The organism is Clostridium sulfidigenes (assembly GCF_052067195.1).
Classification (GTDB): Bacteria; Bacillota; Clostridia; order Clostridiales; family Clostridiaceae; genus Clostridium_J; species Clostridium_J sulfidigenes.
In genome coordinates, this window is the sequence record NZ_JBQHQR010000006.1 from 50444 (window position 1) to 75674 (window position 25231).

The 25231-nt window shown below is 31.1% G+C and carries 24 protein-coding genes; 8 read left to right on the top strand and 16 right to left on the bottom strand.

The genetic code is table 11. The features are described 5' to 3' along the window. The first annotated feature begins 125 nt into the window (after nt 1-125). The 3 genes from ACTNBA_RS08675 (at nt 126) to ACTNBA_RS08685 (ending at nt 1033) form a co-directional block, all read left to right on the top strand. Nucleotides 126-365, top strand: coding sequence for a DUF1292 domain-containing protein (locus ACTNBA_RS08675; RefSeq protein ID WP_035133681.1), 240 nt, complete (start codon nt 126-128; stop codon nt 363-365). Nucleotides 366-418: 53 nt separating this feature from the next. Further along, entirely contained in the window at nt 419-616 is a 198-nt protein-coding gene (locus ACTNBA_RS08680; protein ID WP_346846536.1) for a hypothetical protein, read from the top strand. A 159-nt stretch (nt 617-775) separates the two neighbouring features. Further along, nucleotides 776-1033: a DUF1292 domain-containing protein gene (locus ACTNBA_RS08685; RefSeq protein ID WP_346913865.1), complete on the top strand. Its 258-nt coding sequence runs from the start codon at nt 776-778 to the stop codon at nt 1031-1033. Between the two features lie 98 nt (nt 1034-1131). Here ACTNBA_RS08685 and ACTNBA_RS08690 read toward each other — a convergent pair whose 3' ends face one another. From ACTNBA_RS08690 to rsxC, 11 genes are all read right to left on the bottom strand, one after another. After that, nucleotides 1132-2622 carry a Na+/H+ antiporter NhaC family protein gene (locus tag ACTNBA_RS08690; protein WP_441073446.1) on the bottom strand — a complete coding sequence of 497 codons (1491 nt, stop codon included), beginning with the start codon at nt 2620-2622 and terminating at the stop codon, nt 1132-1134. Between the two features lie 324 nt (nt 2623-2946). Then, nucleotides 2947-4437: a Na+/H+ antiporter NhaC family protein gene (locus ACTNBA_RS08695; RefSeq protein WP_035133673.1), complete on the bottom strand. Its 1491-nt coding sequence runs from the start codon at nt 4435-4437 to the stop codon at nt 2947-2949. Between the two features lie 477 nt (nt 4438-4914). Then, nucleotides 4915-6369, bottom strand: a complete 1455-nt coding sequence (locus ACTNBA_RS08700) for a Na+/H+ antiporter NhaC family protein (protein WP_441073448.1) — start codon at nt 6367-6369, stop codon at nt 4915-4917. A 235-nt stretch (nt 6370-6604) separates the two neighbouring features. Then, a complete protein-coding gene (gene deoC / locus ACTNBA_RS08705) occupies nt 6605-7273 on the bottom strand; it encodes a deoxyribose-phosphate aldolase (protein ID WP_346880016.1) in 669 nt (222 codons plus the stop codon). A 116-nt stretch (nt 7274-7389) separates the two neighbouring features. Further along, nucleotides 7390-7806, bottom strand: coding sequence for a SoxR reducing system RseC family protein (locus ACTNBA_RS08710; RefSeq protein WP_346880015.1), 417 nt, complete (start codon nt 7804-7806; stop codon nt 7390-7392). A 68-nt stretch (nt 7807-7874) separates the two neighbouring features. After that, a complete protein-coding gene (locus tag ACTNBA_RS08715; RefSeq protein ID WP_441073449.1) occupies nt 7875-8762 on the bottom strand; it encodes an RnfABCDGE type electron transport complex subunit B in 888 nt (295 codons plus the stop codon). 13 nt (nt 8763-8775) lie between these two features. Continuing rightward, nucleotides 8776-9354: an electron transport complex protein RnfA gene (locus tag ACTNBA_RS08720; protein WP_343828112.1), complete on the bottom strand. Its 579-nt coding sequence runs from the start codon at nt 9352-9354 to the stop codon at nt 8776-8778. A 15-nt stretch (nt 9355-9369) separates the two neighbouring features. Then, a complete protein-coding gene (gene rsxE, locus ACTNBA_RS08725; protein ID WP_035133661.1) occupies nt 9370-9987 on the bottom strand; it encodes an electron transport complex subunit RsxE in 618 nt (205 codons plus the stop codon). A gap of 1 nt (nt 9988) precedes the next feature. Continuing rightward, nucleotides 9989-10534, bottom strand: coding sequence for an RnfABCDGE type electron transport complex subunit G (locus ACTNBA_RS08730; RefSeq protein ID WP_441073450.1), 546 nt, complete (start codon nt 10532-10534; stop codon nt 9989-9991). Then, a complete protein-coding gene (locus tag ACTNBA_RS08735) occupies nt 10534-11469 on the bottom strand; it encodes an RnfABCDGE type electron transport complex subunit D (protein WP_346846545.1) in 936 nt (311 codons plus the stop codon). Before ACTNBA_RS08735 ends, ACTNBA_RS08730 begins: the two co-directional genes overlap by 1 nt. Nucleotides 11470-11480: 11 nt before the next feature. Next, nucleotides 11481-12800 (bottom strand): electron transport complex subunit RsxC, encoded by a 1320-nt coding sequence (gene rsxC / locus ACTNBA_RS08740; RefSeq protein WP_346876960.1) that lies wholly within the window; start codon nt 12798-12800, stop codon nt 11481-11483. A gap of 399 nt (nt 12801-13199) precedes the next feature. Between rsxC and ACTNBA_RS08745 the strand changes: the two genes are divergently transcribed. Both ACTNBA_RS08745 and ACTNBA_RS08750 read left to right on the top strand, forming a co-directional pair. Then, nucleotides 13200-14288 (top strand): PfkB family carbohydrate kinase, encoded by a 1089-nt coding sequence (locus tag ACTNBA_RS08745; protein WP_441073690.1) that lies wholly within the window; start codon nt 13200-13202, stop codon nt 14286-14288. Continuing rightward, nucleotides 14288-15205: a pseudouridine-5'-phosphate glycosidase gene (locus ACTNBA_RS08750; RefSeq protein WP_441073451.1), complete on the top strand. Its 918-nt coding sequence runs from the start codon at nt 14288-14290 to the stop codon at nt 15203-15205. Before ACTNBA_RS08745 ends, ACTNBA_RS08750 begins: the two co-directional genes overlap by 1 nt. A 234-nt stretch (nt 15206-15439) precedes the next feature. On the opposite strand, the gene ACTNBA_RS08755 is transcribed toward ACTNBA_RS08750, so the two are convergent. From ACTNBA_RS08755 to ACTNBA_RS08765, 3 genes are all read right to left on the bottom strand, one after another. Then, nucleotides 15440-17191, bottom strand: coding sequence for an ATP-dependent metallopeptidase FtsH/Yme1/Tma family protein (locus ACTNBA_RS08755; protein ID WP_441073692.1), 1752 nt, complete (start codon nt 17189-17191; stop codon nt 15440-15442). Between the two features lie 336 nt (nt 17192-17527). Further along, on the bottom strand, nt 17528-18694 hold the full coding sequence (locus ACTNBA_RS08760; protein ID WP_441073452.1) for an amidohydrolase: 1167 nt from the start codon (nt 18692-18694) through the stop codon (nt 17528-17530). 38 nt (nt 18695-18732) lie between these two features. Beyond that, nucleotides 18733-19347, bottom strand: coding sequence for a 3'-5' exonuclease (locus tag ACTNBA_RS08765; RefSeq protein ID WP_441073454.1), 615 nt, complete (start codon nt 19345-19347; stop codon nt 18733-18735). A gap of 435 nt (nt 19348-19782) precedes the next feature. On the opposite strand from ACTNBA_RS08765, the gene ACTNBA_RS08770 reads away from it, so the two are divergent. Next, nucleotides 19783-21675, top strand: a complete 1893-nt coding sequence (locus ACTNBA_RS08770) for a type I glutamate--ammonia ligase (RefSeq protein ID WP_346846550.1) — start codon at nt 19783-19785, stop codon at nt 21673-21675. 73 nt (nt 21676-21748) lie between these two features. Here the strand turns inward: ACTNBA_RS08770 and ACTNBA_RS08775 are convergent, their stop codons facing one another. Continuing rightward, the gene (locus tag ACTNBA_RS08775; RefSeq protein WP_346846551.1) at nt 21749-23101 is read right to left on the bottom strand and encodes an NCS2 family permease; all 1353 of its coding nucleotides are present in this window, start codon (nt 23099-23101) and stop codon (nt 21749-21751) included. 77 nt (nt 23102-23178) lie between these two features. After that, nucleotides 23179-23994, bottom strand: coding sequence for a hypothetical protein (locus ACTNBA_RS08780; protein ID WP_441073456.1), 816 nt, complete (start codon nt 23992-23994; stop codon nt 23179-23181). Nucleotides 23995-24182: 188 nt separating this feature from the next. Here ACTNBA_RS08780 and ACTNBA_RS08785 point away from each other — a divergent pair, with 188 nt between their 5' ends. Both ACTNBA_RS08785 and ACTNBA_RS08790 read left to right on the top strand, forming a co-directional pair. Then, on the top strand, nt 24183-24563 hold the full coding sequence (locus ACTNBA_RS08785; protein ID WP_441073458.1) for a LysO family transporter: 381 nt from the start codon (nt 24183-24185) through the stop codon (nt 24561-24563). A gap of 1 nt (nt 24564) precedes the next feature. Further along, nucleotides 24565-25164 (top strand): LysO family transporter, encoded by a 600-nt coding sequence (locus ACTNBA_RS08790; RefSeq protein WP_441073459.1) that lies wholly within the window; start codon nt 24565-24567, stop codon nt 25162-25164. Nucleotides 25165-25231: the final 67 nt, after the last annotated feature.

The window sequence follows — 25231 nt, forward strand, 5'->3', positions numbered from 1 at the left end:
GTATTATGCACATCTTATAAATAGTTAATATATTTTTAAAATAAAGTGGAGTTAAGAGCTAAAAATGTATAACTTAAAATTTATATATTTTTACTAAAGAATTAAAAATAGTTGGAGGTTATAAGATGAGCAATAATAAGTGTATAAAAGTTTCAGGGGAAGATGGAAGAATAGTAGAATTAGAATTTATTGATGTGGTTAATGTAGGTAAAAATGAATATGTAATTGCAGGTCCCAAGGATTCAGATGAAGCTTGTGCATATAAGGTTGTAAGTAGAGAAAATGGTATGGTTGAATATGCTTCTATAGGAGCAGGTAAAGAGTTCAATCAAGTTTTGACTGCCTATAATGCAAAAAATGATTAACCATCCTTTGTCTTAATTAATTTGTATTATATAAGAAAGGAAGGTGAAATAACATGAGTAAATCGAAAAAGAAAAATAAAAAGAATAATCAAATTAAACCATCACAAAAGAGTACTATAGATCAAGTGCAAATTTTAAATAGAGATGTGCAGGATGCCCACCATATTGAAAGTGCTACTTTAATAAATGGATTATTTGGTGTAGAAATAAAAGATAATCTCATAGACCCAGATACTAGATTTTATATTTAAAATTTATGTAAAAATAATATATACATGTCTACTAATAAATAGTATAAATTAGATAGTAATACGATTAAGTTTTATATTTTTAATATGGCATTGTTTTATAGGTTTATATGCTATATAATGAAATAAGATTTATTTGAAAGAATTTAGGAGGACATGAAAATGGAAGAAATGAATATAATAACACTTACTGACTCAGAAACAATGGAAAAGGTAGAATTAGAAATAGTTGAAGATTTAACTATTGATGGAGAACACTATGTTATTTTAGCACCACTTGACGAAGAAGATGAAGCTTATGTATATAAGGTAATTGGAGAAGGTGCTACAGCTTCATATGAAATGGTTGAAGATGAGGCTGAATTTGATAAAGTTGTCGCAGAATATGATAAAATATTCGAAGAAGAGATGAGAAAGTAATAAGAGATAAATTATCTATGATTATAAACATACAAAATTTATAATTCAATCAAATAGAAAAGATAACCTTAAGATTTAAGGTTATCTTTTTGTTTGTTTTATATAGCTTTACTTGTATCAGTGTTTATATTTTTGTTTCCTTTTTTTAGTCTAACAGCAGGTTCACTTGGTAGACCAAACTTAGGAATAAGTCTATCCAATCCAGTTAGAGTAAGTAGTAGGATTGAAAATACAGCTACAAAAGCCATAAAGTTATATTTAATTATATCTGTAGCTACAAATTTGTGTAATGGATATACTGAAGAAGCGATTCCTACATAGAAACCAATGTATACGTGCCAAGGAATTAATTGAGATCCAAATACTCCAAGAGCATCACCAAAGGTTGCATTTCTAAGATATAGTTTGTACATATCCTCTTGGCTTCCTTCAACGTTTTTATCAACTAATTCTTTAATGATAGGTCCGATGGTTACTATTTGAGCCATCTCATCAGCAAGGGCAGCGTTACCACCTATGCATAAAACACCATTCCAGAACATTAATTGTCTTACATTTCCAGATATTTTTAGAACAAGAGCTGATATTGGAGCAAAAGCATCCATTTTAGCCATTACACCACCGAAGGCACCAACCCACATCATCATTACAATAACCCAAGAACCAGCCTCACCAAATCCGCTTTCAACTAAACCTAAGAAAGAAGGTAAGCTTTCTACAGTTCCTGCAAATGTACCAAAGATATATGAAGAAGCAATTCCTAAGAATAAGCAAAGTAAAGTAGGAACTCCCATAACAGCAACAATTATAACAAGTATTAGAGGAATTACCATATAGAAAGGTACTCCAGTTTTAACTTGATTTAAAAGTTCTACAGCTGCTGGTTTTTCAGCCTCAATAGCAGACCAAGCTTCTGGTGGAATAGCATCAATAGCTAATTTTGCATTAGCTACATCTGTAGGTAGTTTCATATATAAACTAACACCGAATATAATAATTGCAGTTATAATCGCACATGCTATTGACCAAACCCCTTGAGTTCTAATTCTATCAATAACTTCAACCTTTTGAATACCAGAACTTACAACTGTTGTATCAGAGATAAGACCGATATTATCACCAAAGCAAGCACCACCAGCTATAGAAGCTGTAGTAAGAAGAATATTTCCTCCAACTATATGGTTAAGCCATAAGAAAATAGGAGCACATGCAGCAAATGTTCCCCAAGAAGTTCCGGTAGCAACTGACAGTATGCAAGTTACTAAGAAGCCACATACAGCTACAGTTCTTGCATTTAATCCAAGAGTTAGGGCCATATTAACTATAGAAGCACCAACTCCTGTTGACATGAAAGCGTTTGCCATTGCATAGGCAAACATTAGTATAAAGAATACTAAAATAAGTTCCTTTACATTATCGACTGCTGCGTCAATAAGTTCACTGAATTTAACTTTTTCTGTGATGTAGGCTACAATACATGCAAATATAGTTGCAATTGGTGCTGCTGTAAGCACGTCTACCTTCATCATCATAAGTCCGGCCAATACAAATATTGGTACAAACTTAAAGGTTGCTTTTAAAAATTTCATTTTTATATCCCCCTATAAAAAATTTACTAGAAAAACTAGTTATTTATTTAACTAGTCTTACTATAAAATTAGTTTAAAACGTTTTCTCAAAAATATCAAGTATTTTTCAGAAAAAACGCATAAATTAAATAATTTAATGTAGAATGTTAGGAGTATTTGCTAATATATGTATTATAAAAGAATAATTGTTATTATGTGTAAAGGATTTTATGGTTATTATTAGTAAATAAATATGAAGTTTTTGGAATGAACATTAATTTGTATAACTATGATATATAAAAAATCTCACAATAATTATTAACTATTGTGAGATTTTTTTATTTATTATGCACAAATTTCTTTATCAGAATTGACCTCAGAAGTTTGATTCTTAAGTTTAACTTTAGGTTCTCTTGGTAAACCAAACTTAGGAATAAATCTATCCCACCCAGTAATAGTAAGAAGAAGTAATGAAATTACGGTTACAAAAGCCATGACATTATATTTAATAATATCTGTAGCTATAAATGTATGTAATGGATATACTGAAGAAAGTATTCCTACATAGAATCCTATGTATACATGCCAAGGAATTAATTGAGATCCAAAAACACCTAATGAACTTGAGAAGGTAGCATTTCTAAGACGAAGTTTATAAAGATCTTCTTCGCTTCCTTCAACATTTTTATCAACTAATTCTTTAATAATAGGTCCAATAGTTACTATTTGAGCCATTTCATCAGAAAGAGCAGCATTACCACCTATACTTAAAACACCATTCCAGAACATTAACTGTTTTACATTTTTAGATATTTTTAAAACAATAGCTGATAGTGGAGCAAAGGCATCCATTTTAGCCATGATACCACCAAAGGCACCAACCCACATCATCATTACTATAACCCAAGAACCAGCCTCGCTAAATCCACTTTGAACTAATCCTAAGAAAACTGGTAGGCTTTCTACTGTTCCTGCAAAGGAACCAAGGATATAAGAAGAAATAATTCCTAGGAACAAACAAAGTAGAGTAGGTACACCCGTAACAGCGACACCTATAACAAGTAATAGCGGAATTACCATATAGACAGGTACTCCATTTTTAACTTGATTTAAAAGTTCAACAGCTGCAGGCTTTTGAGCTTCAATAGCAGACCATGCCTCTGCTGGAATAGACTCAATTGCTAGTGCAGTATTAGCAGCTTCTGTAGGCAGTTTCAGTGCTACACTCATACCATAAATAATAATTGCAGACACAACAAGACAAAGGACAGACCAAACAACTTGAGATTTTACTCTTTCAAGTATCTCAACCTTTTGAATACCAGAACTTACAACTGTAGTATCAGAGATAAGACCAATATTATCACCAAAACAAGCACCACCAGCTATTGAAGCTGTAGTAAGAAGAATATTTCCTCCTAATATGTGGTTTAGCCACAAGAAGATAGGAGCACATGCAGCAAAGGTTCCCCAAGAGGTACCAGTAGCAACGGAAAGTATACCAGTTACTAAGAAGCCACATACAGCAACACTTCTTGCATTTACTCCAAGAGATAATGCTATATTAACTATAGAAGCACCAACTCCAGTTGACATAAATGCATTTGCCATTGCGTAGGCAAACATTAGTATAAAGAATACTAAAATAAGCTCCTTTACATTTTCGATGGAAGCATCGATAAGTTCATTCAGTTTAATTTTTTCTGTGATGTAGGCTACAAGGCAAGCAACTATTGTTGCTATAGGTGCTGCCGTAAGTACATTAACCTTAAGCATCATTAGACCTGCCAATACAAAGATTGGTACAAACTTTAAAAATCCTTTTAAAAATTTCATTTATGATCCCCCTATAAATTAATTAAGATGAAAATATAGTTATTTTTTTAACCATTATTTTCACATTACTAGTTTAAAACCTTTTCAAAAAAATATCAAGTGTTTTTCCAGAAAAAATACATAAATTTTAGAACTTTTTATAAAAAAATTAAAAATATTGAGTTAATTAATGAAAACGATAAATTAAAAAGTAGAAATAGGTAGAAATAATATTGAAGATAAAAATATTTGCATATATTTCATGTAAATGTTTACTAAAAATAATTTCAAAAAATTTAGTATATAAATAATATTATAAATAAAATTTACATTTTAGTATTTATAACTTGAAGTATTATAGAATATTTAGATATGTGTGTTAAAAAAATAACAAATATTATGAAAAAAACATGCTATTAACATCTTATGATATCAATAGCATGTTTTAAGAATTATTTACTGATAATATAGAATTACTTCATTATCAGTGTTATATATTTATTTCTTTTTTAATCTAACAGCAGGTTCTGTTGGTAGACCAAATTTAGGAATAAATCTGTCCCATCCAGTAAGGGTAAGTAGTAGGATTGAAAATACAGCTACAAAAGCCATAAAGTTATATTTAATTATATCTGTAGCTACAAATTTGTGTAATGGATATACTGAAGAAGCAATTCCTACATAGAAACCAATGTATACGTGCCAAGGAATTAATTGAGATCCGAATACTCCAAGTGCATCACCAAAGGTTGCATTTCTAAGATATAGTTTGTACATATCCTCTTGGCTTCCTTCAACGTTTTTATCAACTAATTCTTTAATGATAGGTCCGATAGTTACTATTTGAGCCATTTCATCAGAAAGAGCAGCGTTACCACCTAAACATAAAACACCATTCCAGAACATTAGTTGTCTTACGTTTCCAGATATTTTTAAAACAAGAGCTGATAGTGGGGCAAAAGCATCCATTTTAGCCATTACACCACCGAAGGCACCAACCCACATCATCATTACAATAACCCAAGAACCAGCCTCACCAAATCCATCTTGAACTAAAGATAAGAAAGCAGGTAAGCTTTCTACAGTTCCTGCAAAGGAACCGAAGATGTATGATGAACCAATTCCTAAGAATAGGCAAAGTAGAGTAGGAATACCCATAACAGCAGCAACTATAACAAGTATTAGAGGAATTACCATGTATACAGGAACTCCGGTTTTAACTTGATTTAAAAGTTCAACAGCTGCTGGTTTTTGAGCCTCAATAGCAGACCATGCTTCTGGTGGAATAGCATCAATAGCTAACTTTGCATTAGCTACATCAGTAGGTAATTTCATTGCTAGGCTTACTACAAAGATAATAATTGCAGTGATTATCATACAAGCAAGAGACCAAACACCTTGAGTTCTAACTCTGTCTATAACCTCTACATCTTGAATACCAGAGCTTACAACTGTTGTATCAGAGATAAGACCAATATTATCACCAAAACAAGCACCACCAGCGATAGCAGATGTAGTAAGAAGGATATCTCCTCCAACTATATGGTTAAGCCATAAGAAAATAGGTGCACATGCTGCGAAAGTTCCCCAAGAAGTTCCGGTAGCAACTGATAGTACGCAAGTTACTAAGAAACCGGTTACAGCAACAGTCCTTGCATTCAACCCAAGAGATAGAGCTACATTAACGATAGAAGCACCAACTCCTGTTGACATAAAGGCACTTGCCATTGCATAAGCAAACATTAATATAAAGAATACAAGTATGAGCTCCTTTACATTGTTTACAGCAGCATCAATTAGTTCATTCATTTTAATTTTTTCTGTGATGTAGGCTACAAAGCAAGCAACTATTGTTGCAATTGGAGCTGCCGTAAGTACGTTGACCTTCATCATCATTAGACCTGCCAATACAAATATTGGTAAAAATTTGAATAGTCCTGTTAAAAATTTCATTTTTATATCCCCCTATAAAAATATTTGATAGAATTGATTAAATTTTCTATCATGTCTTAATTTAAAACATTTTGTGACTAATTTCAATATATACGACAAAGCTTTAACAAAATTAATTTTCTTAACAAGAACTTAACAAAAAAGTCGAAAAATAAATAGATAAACTTCTAGAATTTACAGAAGTTTACCTATTTATAAAATGTATTTTAATTAATTTGTAAAATGAAAATAAATTCTAATAGTCAGAATCTGAATTACATAAATTATTTACGATTGCTATAGATGCACTGGCACCAAGTCTATTTGCACCAGCATTTATAACCTTCAGGGCATCTTCGGTAGTACGAACACCACCAGAGGCTTTTACTCCCATATTAGGTCCAACGACCTTTCTCATTAGAGCAATATCTTCAGGAGTTGCTCCACCTGTACTAAATCCAGTTGAAGTTTTTACAAAGTCTGCACCTGCTTCTTGTGATAATTCACAAGCCTTGATTTTTTCTTCTTCAGTTAATAGGCAAGTTTCTAAAATAACTTTAACTATAGCCTTTCCTTTAGCCGTATCAACAATTTCTTTTATATCATTTCTCACAAAATCGTAATCCCTATCCTTTAAAGCTCCTACGTTGATAACCATGTCTATTTCATTTGCTCCAAGTTCGATAGCTCTAGCTGTTTCGAAAGCCTTAGATTTAGTATCCATAGCTCCTAGAGGGAAACCTACCACTGTGCACACAAGTACTCCAGAGTCCTTTAGTTCCTTTGCTACTAACTCAGTATAACAAGAGTTTACACATACTGACTTGAATTTATATTCCTTTGCTTCTTTGCAAATTTTTATAACCTGATCCCTGGTTGTTTCAGCTTTTAAAATAGTATGATCAATCATTGATGCTATGTTCATTTTTATACCTCCTAATTGGTTATAATTGATTTTGTATGATCTATATGTGAATATTATTAACTTTATATAGTAAAATATATCTTTATTAATATAACTTTCATCACATTTTAAAAAGTTTAATTTAACTTTTTAATCATCTTAAAAGAATACTTATCTTGTTTTTTATTTAGTTTAGAACTAAGTACATAAGAAATTACCATGGCTATTAAAGCCAGTAGCACTGAATATACTTCAGAATTAGCTAAATTAAGCTTATTAAATATGTATAGACATATTATAAGAGTAATTACTGTAATAATGGTAGGGAAGGCATAGGCCCAAAATGTCATGTTGCTAAAAACCTTATTATCCATTGATACTAAAACTCTTTCACCAACGGTAGCGTGTTCTGTATTTTTTAATTCTACCAATATAGTATCTTTAGGACATCCAGATTTACAAGAGGAACATCCACCACCACAACCACCTTTTTTTACAAAAGCAACAGTAGCTATATCTCCATTAATTTTCTTTATAATACCTTCTTCTTGCACGAAATCACCTCCAAATAAATATAGAAGGCTAAAAAGCCTTCTATATTATAACATAAAATTAAATTTATTTATACTGTAGCATTGTTATTTTCAGAAGAAGTAGCTTCACTAGCTGGCTTAGCAGGAGATGGTACTGCTTCTTTTTTTAATACGGGTTTTCTAAGGTTTAATATGGAGTTCTTTGGACATTTATTTGCACATATTCCACAACTAACACATTTTGTGTAATCAAATACTGGAATATTATTTACTATCTCGATTGCATCTTTAGGGCAGTTTTTCATACAGATACCACAACCGATACATCCTACATCACAAACATCCATAACTTCTTTACCTTTATTTTTGTTATTACAGTCTATTCTAACCTTAGATTTTTTAGGTACAAGATGAATTAATGTTTTTGGACAAGCTGATATACAAGCACCACAAGCTACACATTTTTCTTCATCTATAGAAGCTACACCATTAATTATGGATAGTGCACCGAATTCACAAGCCTTTACACAAGAACCAAGACCTAAGCATCCAAATTCACAAGCTTTAGAACCACCACCAGGGGCTACGGAAGCTTGGTTACAGTCTAAAATTCCTACATAGTTATATTTTTCTCTTGCAACATCAGAAGTTCCTTTGCATCTTACAAAAGCTACCATTGGTTCAGCTGTTGATGCTTCAACTCCAAGAATTGAAGATATCTTTTCAACTGCCTCAGCACCTCCAGGGCTACATTTGTTAGTTGCAGCTGTACCCATAACTACAGCTTCTGCATAAGCATCACATCCAGCGAATCCACATCCACCACAGTTTGCACCAGGTAAACATTCTCTTACTAGAGGGATTCTTTCATCAACTTCTACTTTAAATTTGTTGCTTGCATATCCTAATAGTGCTCCAAATACTAATCCAAGACCACCAAGGCTGACTACAGGAGCCACTAAATTTGATAAATCCATTTAAATTCCCCCTTTAAACTAGACCACTGAATCCGTAGAAAGCAATAGCCATTAATCCAGCTGTTATTAGAGAAATTGGTAATCCTCTAAAAGCAGCTGGCATATCAGTATTATCTTCCATTCTCTCTCTTAAACCTGCAAGGATTACTATAGCAAGTACATATCCAAGAGCTGATCCAATAGTATTAGATAGTGATTGAGCTAATCCATAACCTTTATCTATATTTGTAACAGCAACACCAAGTACTGCACAGTTAGTTGTGATAAGAGGTAAGAAGATACCTAGAGATCTATAAAGACCTGGTTGGATTTTCTTAATAACAGTCTCAACAAATTGTACTAATGCTGCTATAACAAGAATAAAAGCTAATGTTGATAGATATTCCATATGGAAAGGAATTAAAATTAACTTATTTACCACGAAGGTAATAAGAGTAGCTAGTAACATTACAAAGGTAACAGCTGCACCCATACCTTTAGCAGTTTCTGTCTTTTGAGAAACTCCAAGGAAGGAACATATACCTAGAAACTGCCCTAATATTACGTTGTTAACTAAAAGGGCTCCTATAAATATAGTAAATAATTCTTTCATTAAACTTCACCTTCCTTATTTTGTAGTTTCAGATTTTTTAGCTTTTGAAATCTTATATTGATTCAAGCATGCTAAAAGTATACCAAGAGTTATGAAAGCTCCAGGAGCAGATGTCATAACCATAGCTGGAACATAAGATTTTGGTAGGAATTGCATTCCATAGAATGTTCCATTACCAAGAACTTCTCTAAAGGTTGCTAATACAACTATAGCAAGTCCAAACCCAAGTCCCATTCCAATAGCATCAAAAATTGAAGGTATTACTTTATTTTTTGATGCATATGCTTCAGCTCTACCTAAGATAACACAGTTAACTACTATAAGAGGTAAGAATATTCCAAGAGATTTATATAAGTCAGGAATATAAGCCTGTAATAAGAACTGTATTAAAGTAACGAAGGTAGCGATAACTACGATATAAGCTGGTATTCTGATTTTATCAGGAACGAGTTTTCTAATCAAAGAGATAACAGCATTTGAGCCTATTAATACTACTGTTGCAGCAAGAGCCATACCTGCCGCATTCTTTACACTACTTGTAACAGCAAGAGTAGGACACATAGCTAGTACTTGTATGAAAACTGGATTTTCGGTAATAATACCTGTTTTTAATCTATTAACTAATTCTTTCATTCTACTTTGCTCCTTTCAAGTTAGTATTGTAGTAATTTATAGCAGTGTTTACACCAGTAGTTACTGCTTTAGAAGTAATTGTTGCGCCAGTAATTGCTTGAATATCTGAACCGACAGTAAGTTCCTTTTCAGAAGAAAGACCTTTATATTGTGCTGCGAAAGAAGGATCATCCTTTGCTTTAGAACCAAGTCCAGGAGTTTCAGTATGACTTAAAATTGTAATACCAGAAACAGCTCCTTCAGCATCGATACCAACCATTAATTCAATTTTTCCACCATAGCCTGATGAGTTAACTTGAAATACATAACCAGCATCACTTCCACTAGTCTTAGCTTGAAATATACCTGTTACGTTTTCATCGGCAATACCATCTGTTAATTCTGAAAATTCTTCTGCTTCTAAGACAACTTTCATAGCAGCAGCTTGGTCCTCTTTAGCTTTAGCTTCAATTGGTGCTCTAGTAATATCATAAGCAAAGGCAAGGATTAGACCAGCAATTGCAGTAATTGCAAGCAGAATTCCTCCTAATTTTAAATTTTCTTTCATTATTTTGCACCTCCGAACACACGTGGATTCGTCCATTTATCAATCATTGGAACTAATAAGTTCATTATTAAGATTGAGTAAGAAACACCTTCTGCATAACCACCGTATAAACGAATTAATGATGTTAATAAACCACAACCAACACCAAATATGATTTGACCTTTTCTAGTCATAGGAGATGTAGTATAATCAGTAGCCATGAATATAGCACCAAGCATTAATCCACCTATAAATATTTCATATATTCCATTTCCCTGCATAAATCCATCTCTACCTAATACTGTAGTGATTACAAAAACTGTACCAATATACGTAGCAGGAATGTGCCATGTTATAACTTTTCTATATAATAGATAAGCTCCACCAATAAGTAGGGCAAAAGCAGAAACTTCTCCGATACATCCAGCTAAGTTAGTTCCAAGGAATGCATCTAGAGTATCAGGAAGTAATCCACCACCATTACGAAGTATAGCAAGTGGAGTAGCTTTAGTTACACCATCTATAGTCCATTCAGTCATTTGACTTGGGTATGCAGCAAGTAAGAATGCTCTTCCAGCAAGGGCTGGGTTCATAATATTTTGACCAAGACCGCCAAAAAAACATTTAACAACAATGATAGCAAATGCACTACCAACAGCAACCATCCAAAGAGGAAGTGTAGGAGGCAAGTTAAAAGCAAGTAGTAATCCAGTAATAACTGCACTTAAATCTTTTAATGAATTTGGTCTTTTAGTTATTTTATTAAATAAGTATTCGCTTAGCATTGCAGAAACAATAGCTGTTATCATAACTAAGGCTGCTTCTTTCCCAAAGAAATAAATACCTGCTACAGTAGCTGGTACTAAAGCGATTAGTACATCTCTCATTACAGTTGATACTGTTTCCTTAGATTTGATATGTGGCGATACTGATACGTTATATAAATTTCCAGACATTATGTTCACCTCTACTTTTTCTTTTTATTAGCTATAACTCTTTTTTTACCCTCTTTGCAAGTTTGAGTTAAATTTCTCTTAGCAGGGCAAGAATAGCTACAAGCACCACATTCAATGCAGTTAAGTCCACCAAACTTTTCAAAGTTTTCATAATCGCCTCTTACAACTTGAGCATTAAGTTTATTTGGAAGCAAGAACATTGGACATGCATTAACACATTTACCACATCTGATACAGTTTGATTCAACAGTAGGCACAGCCTCTGATTTTGTTAAGCAAAGTATACCAGAAGTACCTTTTATTGCAGGAATGTCTAAAGTAAATAGTGCAGTTCCCATCATTGGACCACCGCTAAGAACTTTAACAGGCTCTTCGTTAAATCCATCACAATAATCAACAAGTTCTCTCAAGCTTGTACCAAATTTAACTCTTAGGTTTTTTGGAGTTTTTATTGCACCTCCAGTAACAGTAACTATTCTTTCAGTAAGTGGTTTGCCAAGAATAACTGCTTCTCTTATAGCAAAAATAGTAGCTACGTTTTGAACTATGCAACCAGCATCTGCAGGTAGTTTTCCGGTTGGAACTTCTCTTTTAGTAACAGAATAGATTAACTGTTTTTCTGCACCTTGTGGATACTTAGTTTTAAGTTCTGCTATTTCAACATTTTTAATAGGTTCTACAACTGCTTTCATTATTGTTATAGCATCACTTTTGTTGTTCTCAATACCTAAGAAGATTTTTACTTCAGGAAACATTTGAGAAAGGATTTCTAAACCTTCAGCTATCTCATTAGAATATTGTAGCATTAACTGATGGTCACAAGTTAAGTAAGGTTCGCATTCAGCTGCATTGATAACAATAGTATCAATATTGCATTCTTTTGGTGGATTTAGCTTTACATGAGTTGGAAAGCATGCACCTCCAAGACCTACAATACCAGCTTCTTGAATTATATCTAATAGCTCATTTTTAGATAAATTCTTATAATTTTCGTGTGGTGTATAGGCTATTTCTTCATAGGTATTATCGTTTTCAATAATAACGCTCATAGCCTTTGAACCATTTGATGTAAGCATAGGTGTTACATTTTTAACTATTCCAGATACACTAGAATAGATATTAGATGAAACAAAAGATGTGCTTGCACCAATTTTTTGTCCAACTACAACTTTATCTCCCTTTTTTACAATTGGTTCACATGGAGCCCCTATATGTTGGCTCATAGGGAACACTAAATCACCCTTTGGAAGATAGGTTTCAATTTCTTTTTTTTCTGAAAAATGTTTTCCATGAGGCGGATGAATGCCTCGTTTAAAAGTTAATAGTCCCATAATATTCCTCCATTCCTATAGTATAAATTATAAAGACATTGTATTAATGACTCCTATAGTACAAACTTTATTATAACTCGAAAATCTTTATGGTGCAATATATTGAATTGTTTATATGATTTAAGAGTAATTAAAACTATAGTGGATAAAATAAAAATTAAATAGAAAATAATGCATACATTGTCTAATATTAAGGTATTATTTATATAAATTTAGATAATATAATTCCATACTCGTAATAAATTACAAATTTTAAGGAATATTATAGTGAGAAAAAGCAAATATAAATTTATTGCAATAAAATTTTTGGATAAAATATTATTGCAATAATTTCTATAGTATGCTAAAATCAAGTAAGCAAATCTTTATAAAATAAGCAAATATTAAGAGGAGAAAATGATGACAAATAGAGAAGAAGAAATATTAAATCTTATAAAGGATAACCCCTTAATATCTCAAAATGAAATAGCAGATATTCTTAAGATTACTAGGTCATCTGTAGGAGTACATATAGGAAACCTTATAAAAAAAGGATACATCTCAGGTAGAGGATATGTAATGAGTAAAGAAAATTTTGTATCTATAATAGGAGGAACTAATATAGATATAGTAGGATTTTCTAATGATGAGTTAAGACTTAATGACTCTAACCCTGGAAATATAAAATTTTCTTTAGGTGGGGTTGGTAGGAATATAGGTGAAAATTTGTCTAGGTTAGAAGTTTCTACAAAACTAATTTCTGTTATTGGTAATGATATTTATGGTCGTAAGATTATAGATGAAGGCAGAGAAATTGGTTTAGATTTAGAACATAGCCTTAAATTAGATGGAGAATCTACATCAGTATATATGTCTGTTCTTGATTATTCTGGAGATATGAAGGTAGCAATTTCATCCATGGATATCTATGATAAGATGACCATAGAATTTATTAAAACTAAAAAATCAGTAATTGAAAGTTCTAGAATATGTATTATAGACACTAATATTCCTAAGGAAGTAATAGAGTATGTAGTTAATAACTTTAAAAATACAAAATTTTTCTTAGATACAGTATCATCATCTAAGGCAGTTAAGGTAAAGGACATCATTCATAAGTTTCATACAATAAAACCTAATAAAATTGAAGCTGAGATTTTATCTGGAATGAAAATTAGTACTATGGATGAGGTAGAAAAAGTTAGTGATTACTTTTTAAACTTAGGTGTAAAAAATGTATTTATAAGTCTAGGTGAAGAAGGAGTATATTATAATGATGGGATAAGTAAAGGATTATTTACTCCACCCAAAGTTAAAGTTGTTAATGCTAATGGTGCAGGGGATGCTTTTGTTGCTGGATTAGTATACTCATGTATGAATAATTTTGATTTAATACATACTTTGAAGGTTGCTTCAGCTTGTTCTTCACTGGCAATTACTCATAAAGATACTATTAATCCAAATATGTCTTTGGAAAATATAAATAAAAAATTGGAGGAGATTAAATAATGTTAGAAAAATATTTAGATATAAACCCAGAGGTAAAAGCAGCATTAATGGAAGGAAAGCCAGTAGTTGCTTTAGAATCAACTATAATATCTCATGGAATGCCTTACCCTAAAAATGTAGAAACTGCATTAAAAGTGGAAAGCATAATTAGAGAAAATGGAGCAATCCCAGCAACTATAGCTATTCTTGAAGGGAAATTAAAAGTTGGATTAACAACTGAAGAAGTTGAATTTTTAGGAAAAACTTCTGGAGTAATAAAAACTAGCAGAAGGGATATACCTTTTATAGTTGCTAATAAACTAAATGGAGCTACTACAGTTGCATCTACAATGATTATTGCAGCACTTGCTGGAATTAAGGTATTTGCTACAGGTGGAATTGGAGGAGTTCATAGAGGTGCTGCACAGACTATGGATATATCAGCTGACCTTGAAGAATTAGCTATCACTGACGTAGCTGTAGTATGTGCTGGATGTAAATCTATTCTTGATATAGGGTTAACTCGTGAATACCTAGAAACTAAGGGAGTACCTGTAGTAGGATTCCAAACAGAAGAATTACCGGCATTCTACACAAGAAAATCTGGATTTAAAGTAGACTATAAAGTGGATAGTGAAGAAATCCTTGCAAAAGCATTAAAGGCTAAATGGGATTTAGGTTTAGAGGGTGGTATGGTTGTTGCAAACCCAATACCAGAAGAATTTGAAATGGATTATGATACAATTAATAATGCTATAGAAACAGCTGTTAAGGAAGCGGAAGAGAAAGGGATAGTAGGAAAAGAGAGTACACCATTCTTACTTTCTAAGGTTAAAGAGATTACAGGTGGATCAAGTTTAGAATCTAACATTCAATTAGTATTTAATAATGCTAAGGTTGGAGCAAAACTTGCAGTAGAACTATCTAAGCTACAATAGCATTTTAAACGATATATAACTAGATAAGCTTTAATTTCAGGTAAAACTTATCTAGTGTATAACATGTAATATTACCTATATAAAATATAAAAAGGTATGAAACCTAAAAATTTAAAATGGTTTCATGCCTTTTTATATATATAAGTACAAGTATTCTAATGATACACCAATAATTAGCATTAAAATAAAAACCTAAGGAAATACCCCTAGGTTTCAAAGAATATTGTACATAGATTAGCTTGTTTTACCATATATTACATTAAGAATGTCATCAGTATATAGAGTTTCTTTTAAAAGTAATTCTTCAGATAGCTTAACTAATAAATCTAAATTATTATTTAAGGTGTTTTTAACTTCTTCATACAATTCATCCAGTACAGATTTACACTCTTCTAGTACTACTGTAGTATAATAATCAGTAGGTATTCCTTGCATTTCTGAAAGTCTTAAAAGACCTAGAGATTTTCCCATACCATATTCACATACCATATTATTAACTATATTGGTAGTTTTCTTTAAATCATTGAAGGCTCCAGTAGTTATTTTTTCTTCGCCAAAGATAATTTCTTCGGCAGCTCTTCCACCCAATAAAACCATGATTTTTCTTTTTAAATAATCTAGATTATGGTAGGTGTTATCTTCACCTATAGTTAAAGTGTATCCACCTGCACCCTTAGAGGTAGGGATTATAGTTATTTTAGAGATTTTTTCTTCTGGAACTTTTAAGTGGGAAATCAATGCATGTCCAACTTCATGATAAGCAGTAATTTTCATATCTTCTTCTTTAAGGGCTTCTTTATCTAATTTTTCATGACCAGCTACTACTATTGAAAAGGCTTTATCCATATGTTCATCAGTGATATATGGAGCATCTTCTTTGCATGCAATTATAGCAGCTTCATTTACTAAATTTTCTAATTTAGCACCAGAAAAATAGGCTGTATTATGTGCGATATCTCTTATGTTCATATCACTTACTGGTTTATTTTTAAAGTGAAGATTTAATATTTTTTCTCTTGCATTAATATCTGGAAGAGATACCTCTATATGCCTATCAAATCTACCAGGTCTTAAAAGAGCTTCATCTAATATATCAAGTCTATTAGTAGCTGCTATAACTACAATACCTTCACTTTCTTTAAATCCCGACATCTCAGTTAGAAGAGCATTTAAGGTTTGATCCTTTTCATCAGAATTACCAGATTTATTAGAACTACGCTTTTTACCTATAGCATCGATTTCATCAATAAAAATAACAGCTTTACCATGAGTCTTAGCTTTCTTGAATAAATTTCTAATTCTACTTGCACCTACTCCAACATACATCTGAACAAAGTCTGAACCAGATACAGCATAGAAAGGAACATTAGCTTCACCAGCTATAGCTTTTGCTAATAGAGTTTTCCCAGTTCCGGGATCTCCATAAAGAATTACACCTTTAGGCATTCTTGCGCCGTAAGAAGCATATTTTTCTGGATTTTTAAGAAAATCTACTATATCCTTTAAACTTTCTTTAGCCTCATCATTACCGGCTACAGAATTAAAGCTAAATTTATCCTTAGAAACACTTTGTCCATCAATTGCGGTAATAGAAGTCATTGTTCCACCAGAACTATTCCTTTTTATAGTCATAAATATAGTAGTTACAGCAGAAAGACTGAGGAATATAACTGCTATACGTTGATTTGTTGGTAAAGTGGAAGAACTTTCAACTGCAATACCTTCTTTTAAAAGAGTTTCTTTAAAAGTATTACTATTAGGATTATCTGTAGAATATTTATTTCCAAATTTATCTATAACAGTAATTTTAGGTGTTTGAGACATGGATACCTTAGATATATTATTACTTTCTAAGTCCAGTAAAAAATCTGAATATGTTTTATAGGGGATTGTAGCTGCACCTATATTTAATAAAATTAAAGCTACAATTGATAATACTAAAATACTTAAAGGAATAATAATTAAATTCTTTTTAATGTTATCTATCAATAATCTTACCTCCTTAAAATTTGTATATATTTGTTTATAAAATAGAATTTAATATATACAATATAAAATGATTAAAGAATAAGGTTTTATCTATAAAAAGATTGTTTCATGCTGTAATTAGTATTATACAAAATTTAAAACTAAAGTCCACAAATTAACCTAAGATTTGTAAATGTAAGTTATGGTAGAATTGTAAAGGCAAGTGGAATAATATGTAATAATAGGATATACCTAGCTACATATTAATGTAACTAGGTATATTCTAAATAAGGAATCCCCCTAATAATATTCTGTTATATTTTATTTATATACTTAAATTAATGATTAATTAAATTAAAGTTGATTTTTAACTACTTTACCATCAATCATTACAAGTTTAATAGTATTTCTAAGATCAAAAGGATGTCCATTATATATTATAATGTCTGCATCTTTTCCTATTTCAATACTACCAACTCTATGCTCAGCATTTATTGCACGAGCTGGATTTATGGTAATAGATCTTAAAGCCTCTTCTTCATCCATTCCTTCTCTAGCAGCAAGGGCAGCACATAGAGATATATATTGAAGTGGAATTACAGGGTGATCTGTCATAATGGAAACTTTTATTCCAGCTTTGTTTAAAATCATAGGAGTTTTAAATGTTAAATTTTTCAGTTCCACTTTACTTCTATCAGATAAGCTTGGACCTATAATTATAGATTTTATATGTTCATCTTTAAGGCTTTCAGTTATTAAATGTCCTTCAGTACAATGTTCCAAAGAAAGGTCTAAATCAAATTCTTTAGCTATTCTAATAGCAGTAAGAATATCATCAGCTCTATGAGCATGAGATTTCAATGGAATTTCCTTTCTAATGACCTTTGCTAAGGCTTCTAACTTCATGTCAAAGTCTGGAGCTTTAGCATTACCATTTTTGAAGGCTTCTTGTTTTTCTACATAATTTTTAGCTTTTATTAAATTTTCACGAAGGATAGCTGCAGTAGCCATTCTAGTACTTGGAGTAACTTTTTTACCACTATAAACTCGCTTAGGGTTTTCTCCAAAGGCAGATTTCATAGCGGTACACTCATTAATAACCATATCATCTATAGTTTTCCCATAAGTTTTCATAGTTGCGAAGGTTCCACCTATTACATTAGCACTTCCAGGACCAGTTGCTACAGTTGTAATACCAGCCTCTAATGCTTCTTGAAAACATTTGTCCACAGGATTTATTGCATCTATAGCTCTAAGATGAGGCGTAACTGGATCAGTAGTTTCATTTCCATCACTACCTTCAAATCCTAATCCATCTTCCCACATTCCAATATGACAATGAGCATCAATAATACCTGGCATTAAAAAGCCATTTTTTCCATCGATAATTTCTATGTTTTCGGGAATTGCTATGTTTGAACCAAGGTTGCATATTTTGCCATTATCAATTAGTATAACACCATTTTTGATAATTTCATCTTCCGCCATAGTGTGGATAGTAACATTTTTAATAGCTATCATTTAAATCACTCCTAAAATAAAAGTTTTACTTCACAGTATTACTTAAATTGTAACATATTAGTAAAAAATTTTGGAGGAATTAATCCAGTTTTTATTCCTTGAATTACTAACATATAAGTACAAGTTGTATCAAATCTTGCATCATGATAGCCAGATGTCTCACCAAATAGAGAAGTACATTTATTTTGAAGAAAATCTTCCTTAAGGTTTAAAAAGTTTATCACTTCTCCAAGAGAAGGATTTTTTAATAAGCCTCTAGAATTAGTAGCTTTACATATTTCTTTATAATATGACATAGTACAAAATGAACCTTTAGGATTAAAAGGAATATCTAAAAATTCTAGTTCGCTTTTTAAAAATTTAATATCAAATTGAACATTGTGTCCAATAATTATATCACTATTGATAAAATCATCTATAAATTCCTCATAAGTATCTTCGAAATATTTTCCATTACTCAGTTCGTAGAGCTTTTCTAAAGAAAAGCCATGTATAGCTTCAGCACTTTCATTCATTTCTTCTACAGTGAAGAAATAATTTTTACCTACTGTTGTTTGAGGTTTTGTGCTAGTATCAACAGTAATATATGATAATTGACATATATTACCGGGTTTTATACTAGTAGTTTCAGTATCGAAAAATAATAATTTCATAAATGTATTCTCCTTAATTTCTAATATAAACTATATATTTACTAAATTTAGTCAACTTTAGCCAATAAATTAATAGTATAATTCTATTAAAGTTATGTCAATATACTGAGTAATTTTAGAGTTCTATAATTTGTATAAATTGTATAATTAATAGAAAGAATAATTTGAATGAAAAGAAATATTATAAACATTAAAATATTTAGGTAAATTTTATATTGGGTTAATTATATATTTTACGTAAAGTGAAAAGGTTTAACTTACAATGTAAAGGATTATATATTAACAAAAAGTAAAAAATTAATATATTTTTAATAAAAGGTCTAAAAAAAACTATATATATTAACTTATTGTTAACAAAATTAATTATATTCAATGTTTTTATATTATGCTATAATGCAAATATTGAACACAATTATAAAAGGGGGCTTATATTATATGAGTTTATTATTTGTAATACCTACTAATAAACAAAATAAAGAGGAGTTACTAAAAATACTTCAGCAGCATAAGGAAATAAGATTTGTTTCTCTAGTTGGTATTGACTTTTTAGGTAATGATACAGACGAAAAAATTCCTGTTAAAAATTTCATAGAAGATATTGAGACATTTTTACATGGTACAGCTGTCCAGACTGATGGATCATCTGTAATATTACCGGGAATAGCTACCCTTAATAATGCAAAGGTAGATATGAAGGTTGATTTAACTTGTAATTGGTATGTAGATTATAATTATGATTATATAGATGAAGAAACAAATAAACCAGTAGGAACTATTAGAATGCCATGTCACTTATACCATGAAGATGTTGCCGTAGATTCTAGGTACATACTAAAAAATTCTGTAGATCACTTTAGAGCTTCTATGATGAAGTTATTTGAAGAAAATCCACAATTTTTAACTAACTTTGACATAAACTATGATGAAATAGAGGACGTAAGTATTACAGCAGCTACAGAATTAGAGTTTTGGGTAAATACTCCAAATGAATTAGCTGAAATAGAAGAATTATCCACTTCCCAAGTATTAAAGGAGCAGTACTGGAAGAGAACTAAGGGTCCTGTAAGAACAGCACTGGAAAAATCTTTAGATTTATTAGCTAAATATGGACTAGAACCAGAAATGGGTCATAAAGAAGTAGGGGGAGTTAAAGCTAAACTATCTGAGTCTGGAGTTCTAACTCACATAATGGAACAATTAGAAGTGGATTGGAAGTTTTCTACAGCCCTTCAAACTTGTGATAATGAACTTTTGGTAAGAGGTCTAATAAAAGAAACTTTTAGAAAAAATGGTCTTGAAGTTACATTCCAAGCTAAACCAATTGAAGAGGTAGCAGGAAATGGAGAACATTTACATGTAGGCGTTACTTTAAAGCTTAAAAATGGTAAGAAGATGAATTTATTCCACAGTTATGCTGAAAAAGACTTTTTAAGTGAAGTAGGATATGGAGCAATAATGGGAGTATTAAAGAATTATGAAGTAATAAACCCCTTTGTTTCTTCAAATTATGATGCATTACAAAGATTAAAACCAGGCTTTGAAGCACCAGTATGTATAGTAACTTCCTTAGGATTTACTAAAGATGTGCCTTCAAGAAATAGAACTATTCTTGTTGGACTAGTGAGAGATGCAATTAATCCAATGGCTACTAGGTTTGAGTTGAGATCACCAAATCCTAATACAAATATTTATTTAGTATTATCTTCAGTTATAATATCTATGGTAGATGGAATAAGCTATGTAGTTACAAATAATAAAAGTAGAGAAGAACTTTTAGCAGAACTTTCTAAAAAACCAGGGGAAAAAACTTCTTACCTAGAGGAAGGCAGATGTTATAGAAGTGAAGAAGATGTATTTGAATTCTATACAGAGGAAGAAAGAGAAGAGTATTTTGGTAAGGCTCCAAGTACTGTATATGAAAATTTATTAGCTTTTGATGATGAATCGAGAGTACATGTTTTAACTAAAGATGGAGTAATAACTAATAAAGTAATTAAAGGATATAAGGAAGCTGTACTTGAAAGATGGACTACTGAGTTAGAGCATAGAATTCTTCCAAACTATTCTAATGAAATTAGAAACATTAGAAGATCTAATGGCGATGATTTTATGGAGTATGATCTTGAAAAATGGAGTGAAATAAATAAGCTAAGAGAAAAACTTATGAAAGATAATTATGTAAGTAGAAGCTTATTTACTCAAATGAGAGAAGCAATTAATGATAAAAATTATAAGGAATTATCTGAGTTACAATTAATTGTAGATGAAGATATGAGAATCCTAAGAAGATTATATATGAATTATAGAAGAAATCTTATGGATATATAGATATAAACAAAAGGTAATCACTGAAAAATTTTCGGTGATTACCTTTTTAAATTAATGATAACTAAAACATAAATTACATAAATATAAGTTTTAGTATAAATATGATGGATAGAATATACATTACTATTGAGATTGGTTTTTTAGTTTCTTTCTTACCAAATATGTTATTTAATAAGTTTATTAATGTATATGAAAGAATTCCAAGGGTAAGACCATCACCGATACTATAACATAATGGCATTGCGGCTATAGTAATGAATGCAGGGAAGCCTTGAGTAAAATCGGTAAAGTCTATTTTCATAACACTTTCTAGCATCATAAAACCAATCCAAATTAAGCAAGGAGCTGTAGCACAACCTGGTATAGCTATAAATATTGGAGATAGAAACATTGCCAATAAGAATAGAATACCTGTAGTAACAGCTGTTAGCCCAGTTCTTCCACCTTCACTAACTCCAGCTGCGCTTTCTACATAAGTAGTAACGGTTGAAACTCCAACTAAAGAACCAAAGGTGGTTCCTATAGCATCTACAAGTAGAGCTTTCTTTGCCATCGGCACATTACCATCTTTATCTAGCATATTAGCCTTAGAACATACTCCAACTAATGTACCAACAGTATCAAAGAAGTCTACGAATAAGAAAGTAAGACAAATTGTTATAAAATTAAGAATAGCTGAGCTATTAGTGAATACAGAGAAGTCAAGCTTGAAGGCAATTGATTTGATAGATTCATATTTGAATAATCCATTTGGAAGATATATGCCAGCGGCGGTAGCTCCTTCAGGATTTATAACTGCATATATCCAACCAATTATAGAACAAATCAGAATGGACCAAAGCATAGCTCCTTTGATATTTTTAGAGTTCAAAATAGCTATAATAAGAATGCCAATAACTGCGATTATAGCACCAGGAGCTACCATAGAACCTAGAGATACAAGGGTAGCTTCATTAGACACTACAATACCTGCACCTGTTAAACCTATAAAAGCAATAAAAAGTCCAATACCAGCAGTAACAGCGTACTTCATTGTAAGTGGGATACAATTAACTACAGCTTCACGCACTCTAGTTACAGAAAGAATAATGAAAATTATACCTTCTACAAAAACAGCAGTAAGTGCCACTTGCCATGGAACACCCATGGCACCGCATACTGTAAATGCGAAGAAGGCGTTAAGTCCCATACCAGATGCCAGTGCAAAAGGTGCATTAGCATATAGTCCCATGAGTATAGTAGTAAGTCCCGCAGCTAGACATGTAGCAGTTACAAGTGCTCCAGCAGTACCATCACCCATAGCTGTACTAAGGAAATTAGGATTTACAGCAATAATGTAAGCCATTGTTAGAAAAGTGGTAATTCCAGCAACAATTTCACGCTTTACGTTAGTTCCGTTTTCAGTAAGTTTAAAATACTTGTCCATATAAATCCCCCTAATATTAATAGATATAATTATTAATATTAGTATAATCTACAAATATTACTAAAACAAGATGTTTATTACATATAAATTATAAAAGGTACAATTTCCAACACTTTCTTATCAGAAGGAAATTCATTATTATAGTCTAAATGAGAAACAAAGTCTTTATAGTTGCTATGAGATGTAATAAAATCCCATAATAATTTAGATACTAAAGGGTTACTATCAATAATATTATGATTTGACTGGGGATAGTCATAACTTGCTATTTCACCAACAATTGTACAAGGTCTACCAATATAACACTCTATGTCCATAGATGCATGTTTACTACAAACAGAAGTAATGACTAAAGAATTAGAATCAAAAGGAAGTGAGACAGGATATTTTAATACTTTATCTTCTGTTAAAGATTTTATATTTCTTTTTATCCAATTAATCATAGAGGTATTATCTATATCAGAAGTTATTTGTTGAAACTCAAGTAATTCTAATGTATTTCTTAAAAGTTCTAAAGTGCTATCTGATTTTTCTATAGTACACTGTAATTCTACAATATCTCCAGGAGAAATTGTATTCAGGTCACTATATATTTTTAAAGATTTGATTGCATTGTTTCGATTTAATAAAGTTTCTAGATTTATAAATAGATTAATAGATGAATTCTCTATTTCATCTATTGATTTTCTTTGAGTACTTTTAGATAAAGTCACTGTAGCTGAACCTTGAATGATTTTTCCACAAGTTAGTTCGGACAATGGTAGAGTAGCTTGAATTGTAGTTTCTTCTCTTTTTCCACTTATTTCAATGTTTTCATATCGATTTATAGCAATTTTATACATATCTCTAATAGTATCACCGTTAATATAGTAGGGCATAAAGATGTTCTTCATATTATAACTCCTTATTTATCAATTTTTAATATATTCCTATATATATTCAAGATTAAATATATTTATCATTATTATTACAAATAATTTCATGTATAAAGGTATAAAGTTAAATATAATAAAAATAATCTAAATATAATGTAACTGTTTCCAAATCTATGATATAATAACGTGGTAGAGGAGGGGGACATATGGAAATTTTAATTGCATTAATACTCGGTGCCATTGTAGGGTACTTTCTAAAATTAGGTGAGAAGGGGAAAATTATAAATGGTAAATTACAACAACTTGGTGTAATATTCTTATTATTTTCTATGGGAGCTTCTATAGGAGCGGATAAGGGCATAATAAAAAATCTTCCAACCATAGGGTTAAAGTCTTTTTTATTTGCAGTAGCTACAATAGGTGTAAGTATAGTACTTGTGTATATTTTATCAGAAAAGTTTATGCCTAAAGAAAATCAATTACCCAAGGAAGAATCAATCTTAAATGCAGAGATTGTAGAAGATGGAAATGTTGTAATTGAAGAGTGTAGTGAGCTTTTAAATGAGGCATGTGGGGAGGACAAGTAATATGACGTACATAATAATAGTATCTATATTAGTTGGAATGGGTTGTGGTTATTTTGTGTTTCCACCAGAAATAATGAGTAGTATTGATAATCTTGCATCCATTTCATTATTTGTTTTAATCTTTTTAGTTGGTATAGATGTAGGTGGCAACAAGACCATATTTAAAGATTTAAAAAAGGCAGGATTTAAGGTTTTGTTAGTACCATTTGGAGGAATTGTAGGTAGTTTACTAGGAGGACTTTTAGTAGGATTCCTATTTAACATGGCTGTTAATGAGAGCTTAGCTATAGGTTCAGGATTTGGATGGTATAGCTTATCAGGAGTAATGCTTAAAGAAATGGGTGGAGATACTTTAGGAGCTATAGCATTTTTAACAAATGTATTCCGTGAAATGATAACAGTTATTTTAATTCCAATATTAGCTAAAAAACTGAATGGCTATACAGCCATAGCACCTGCAGGAGCTACTTCTATGGATACAACATTACCACTTATAGCTAAAGCAACAAATCCAGAGATAGCTGTAATAGCATTTATAAATGGAGTTATATTAAGTTCTTTAGTTCCAGTATTTGTAACATTCTTTTATAACTTAGGATAATATTACTTTATATGTTTTTAATTTTTATAATTGTAAATAGGGAACTATATAAAAATGATGGTATAAA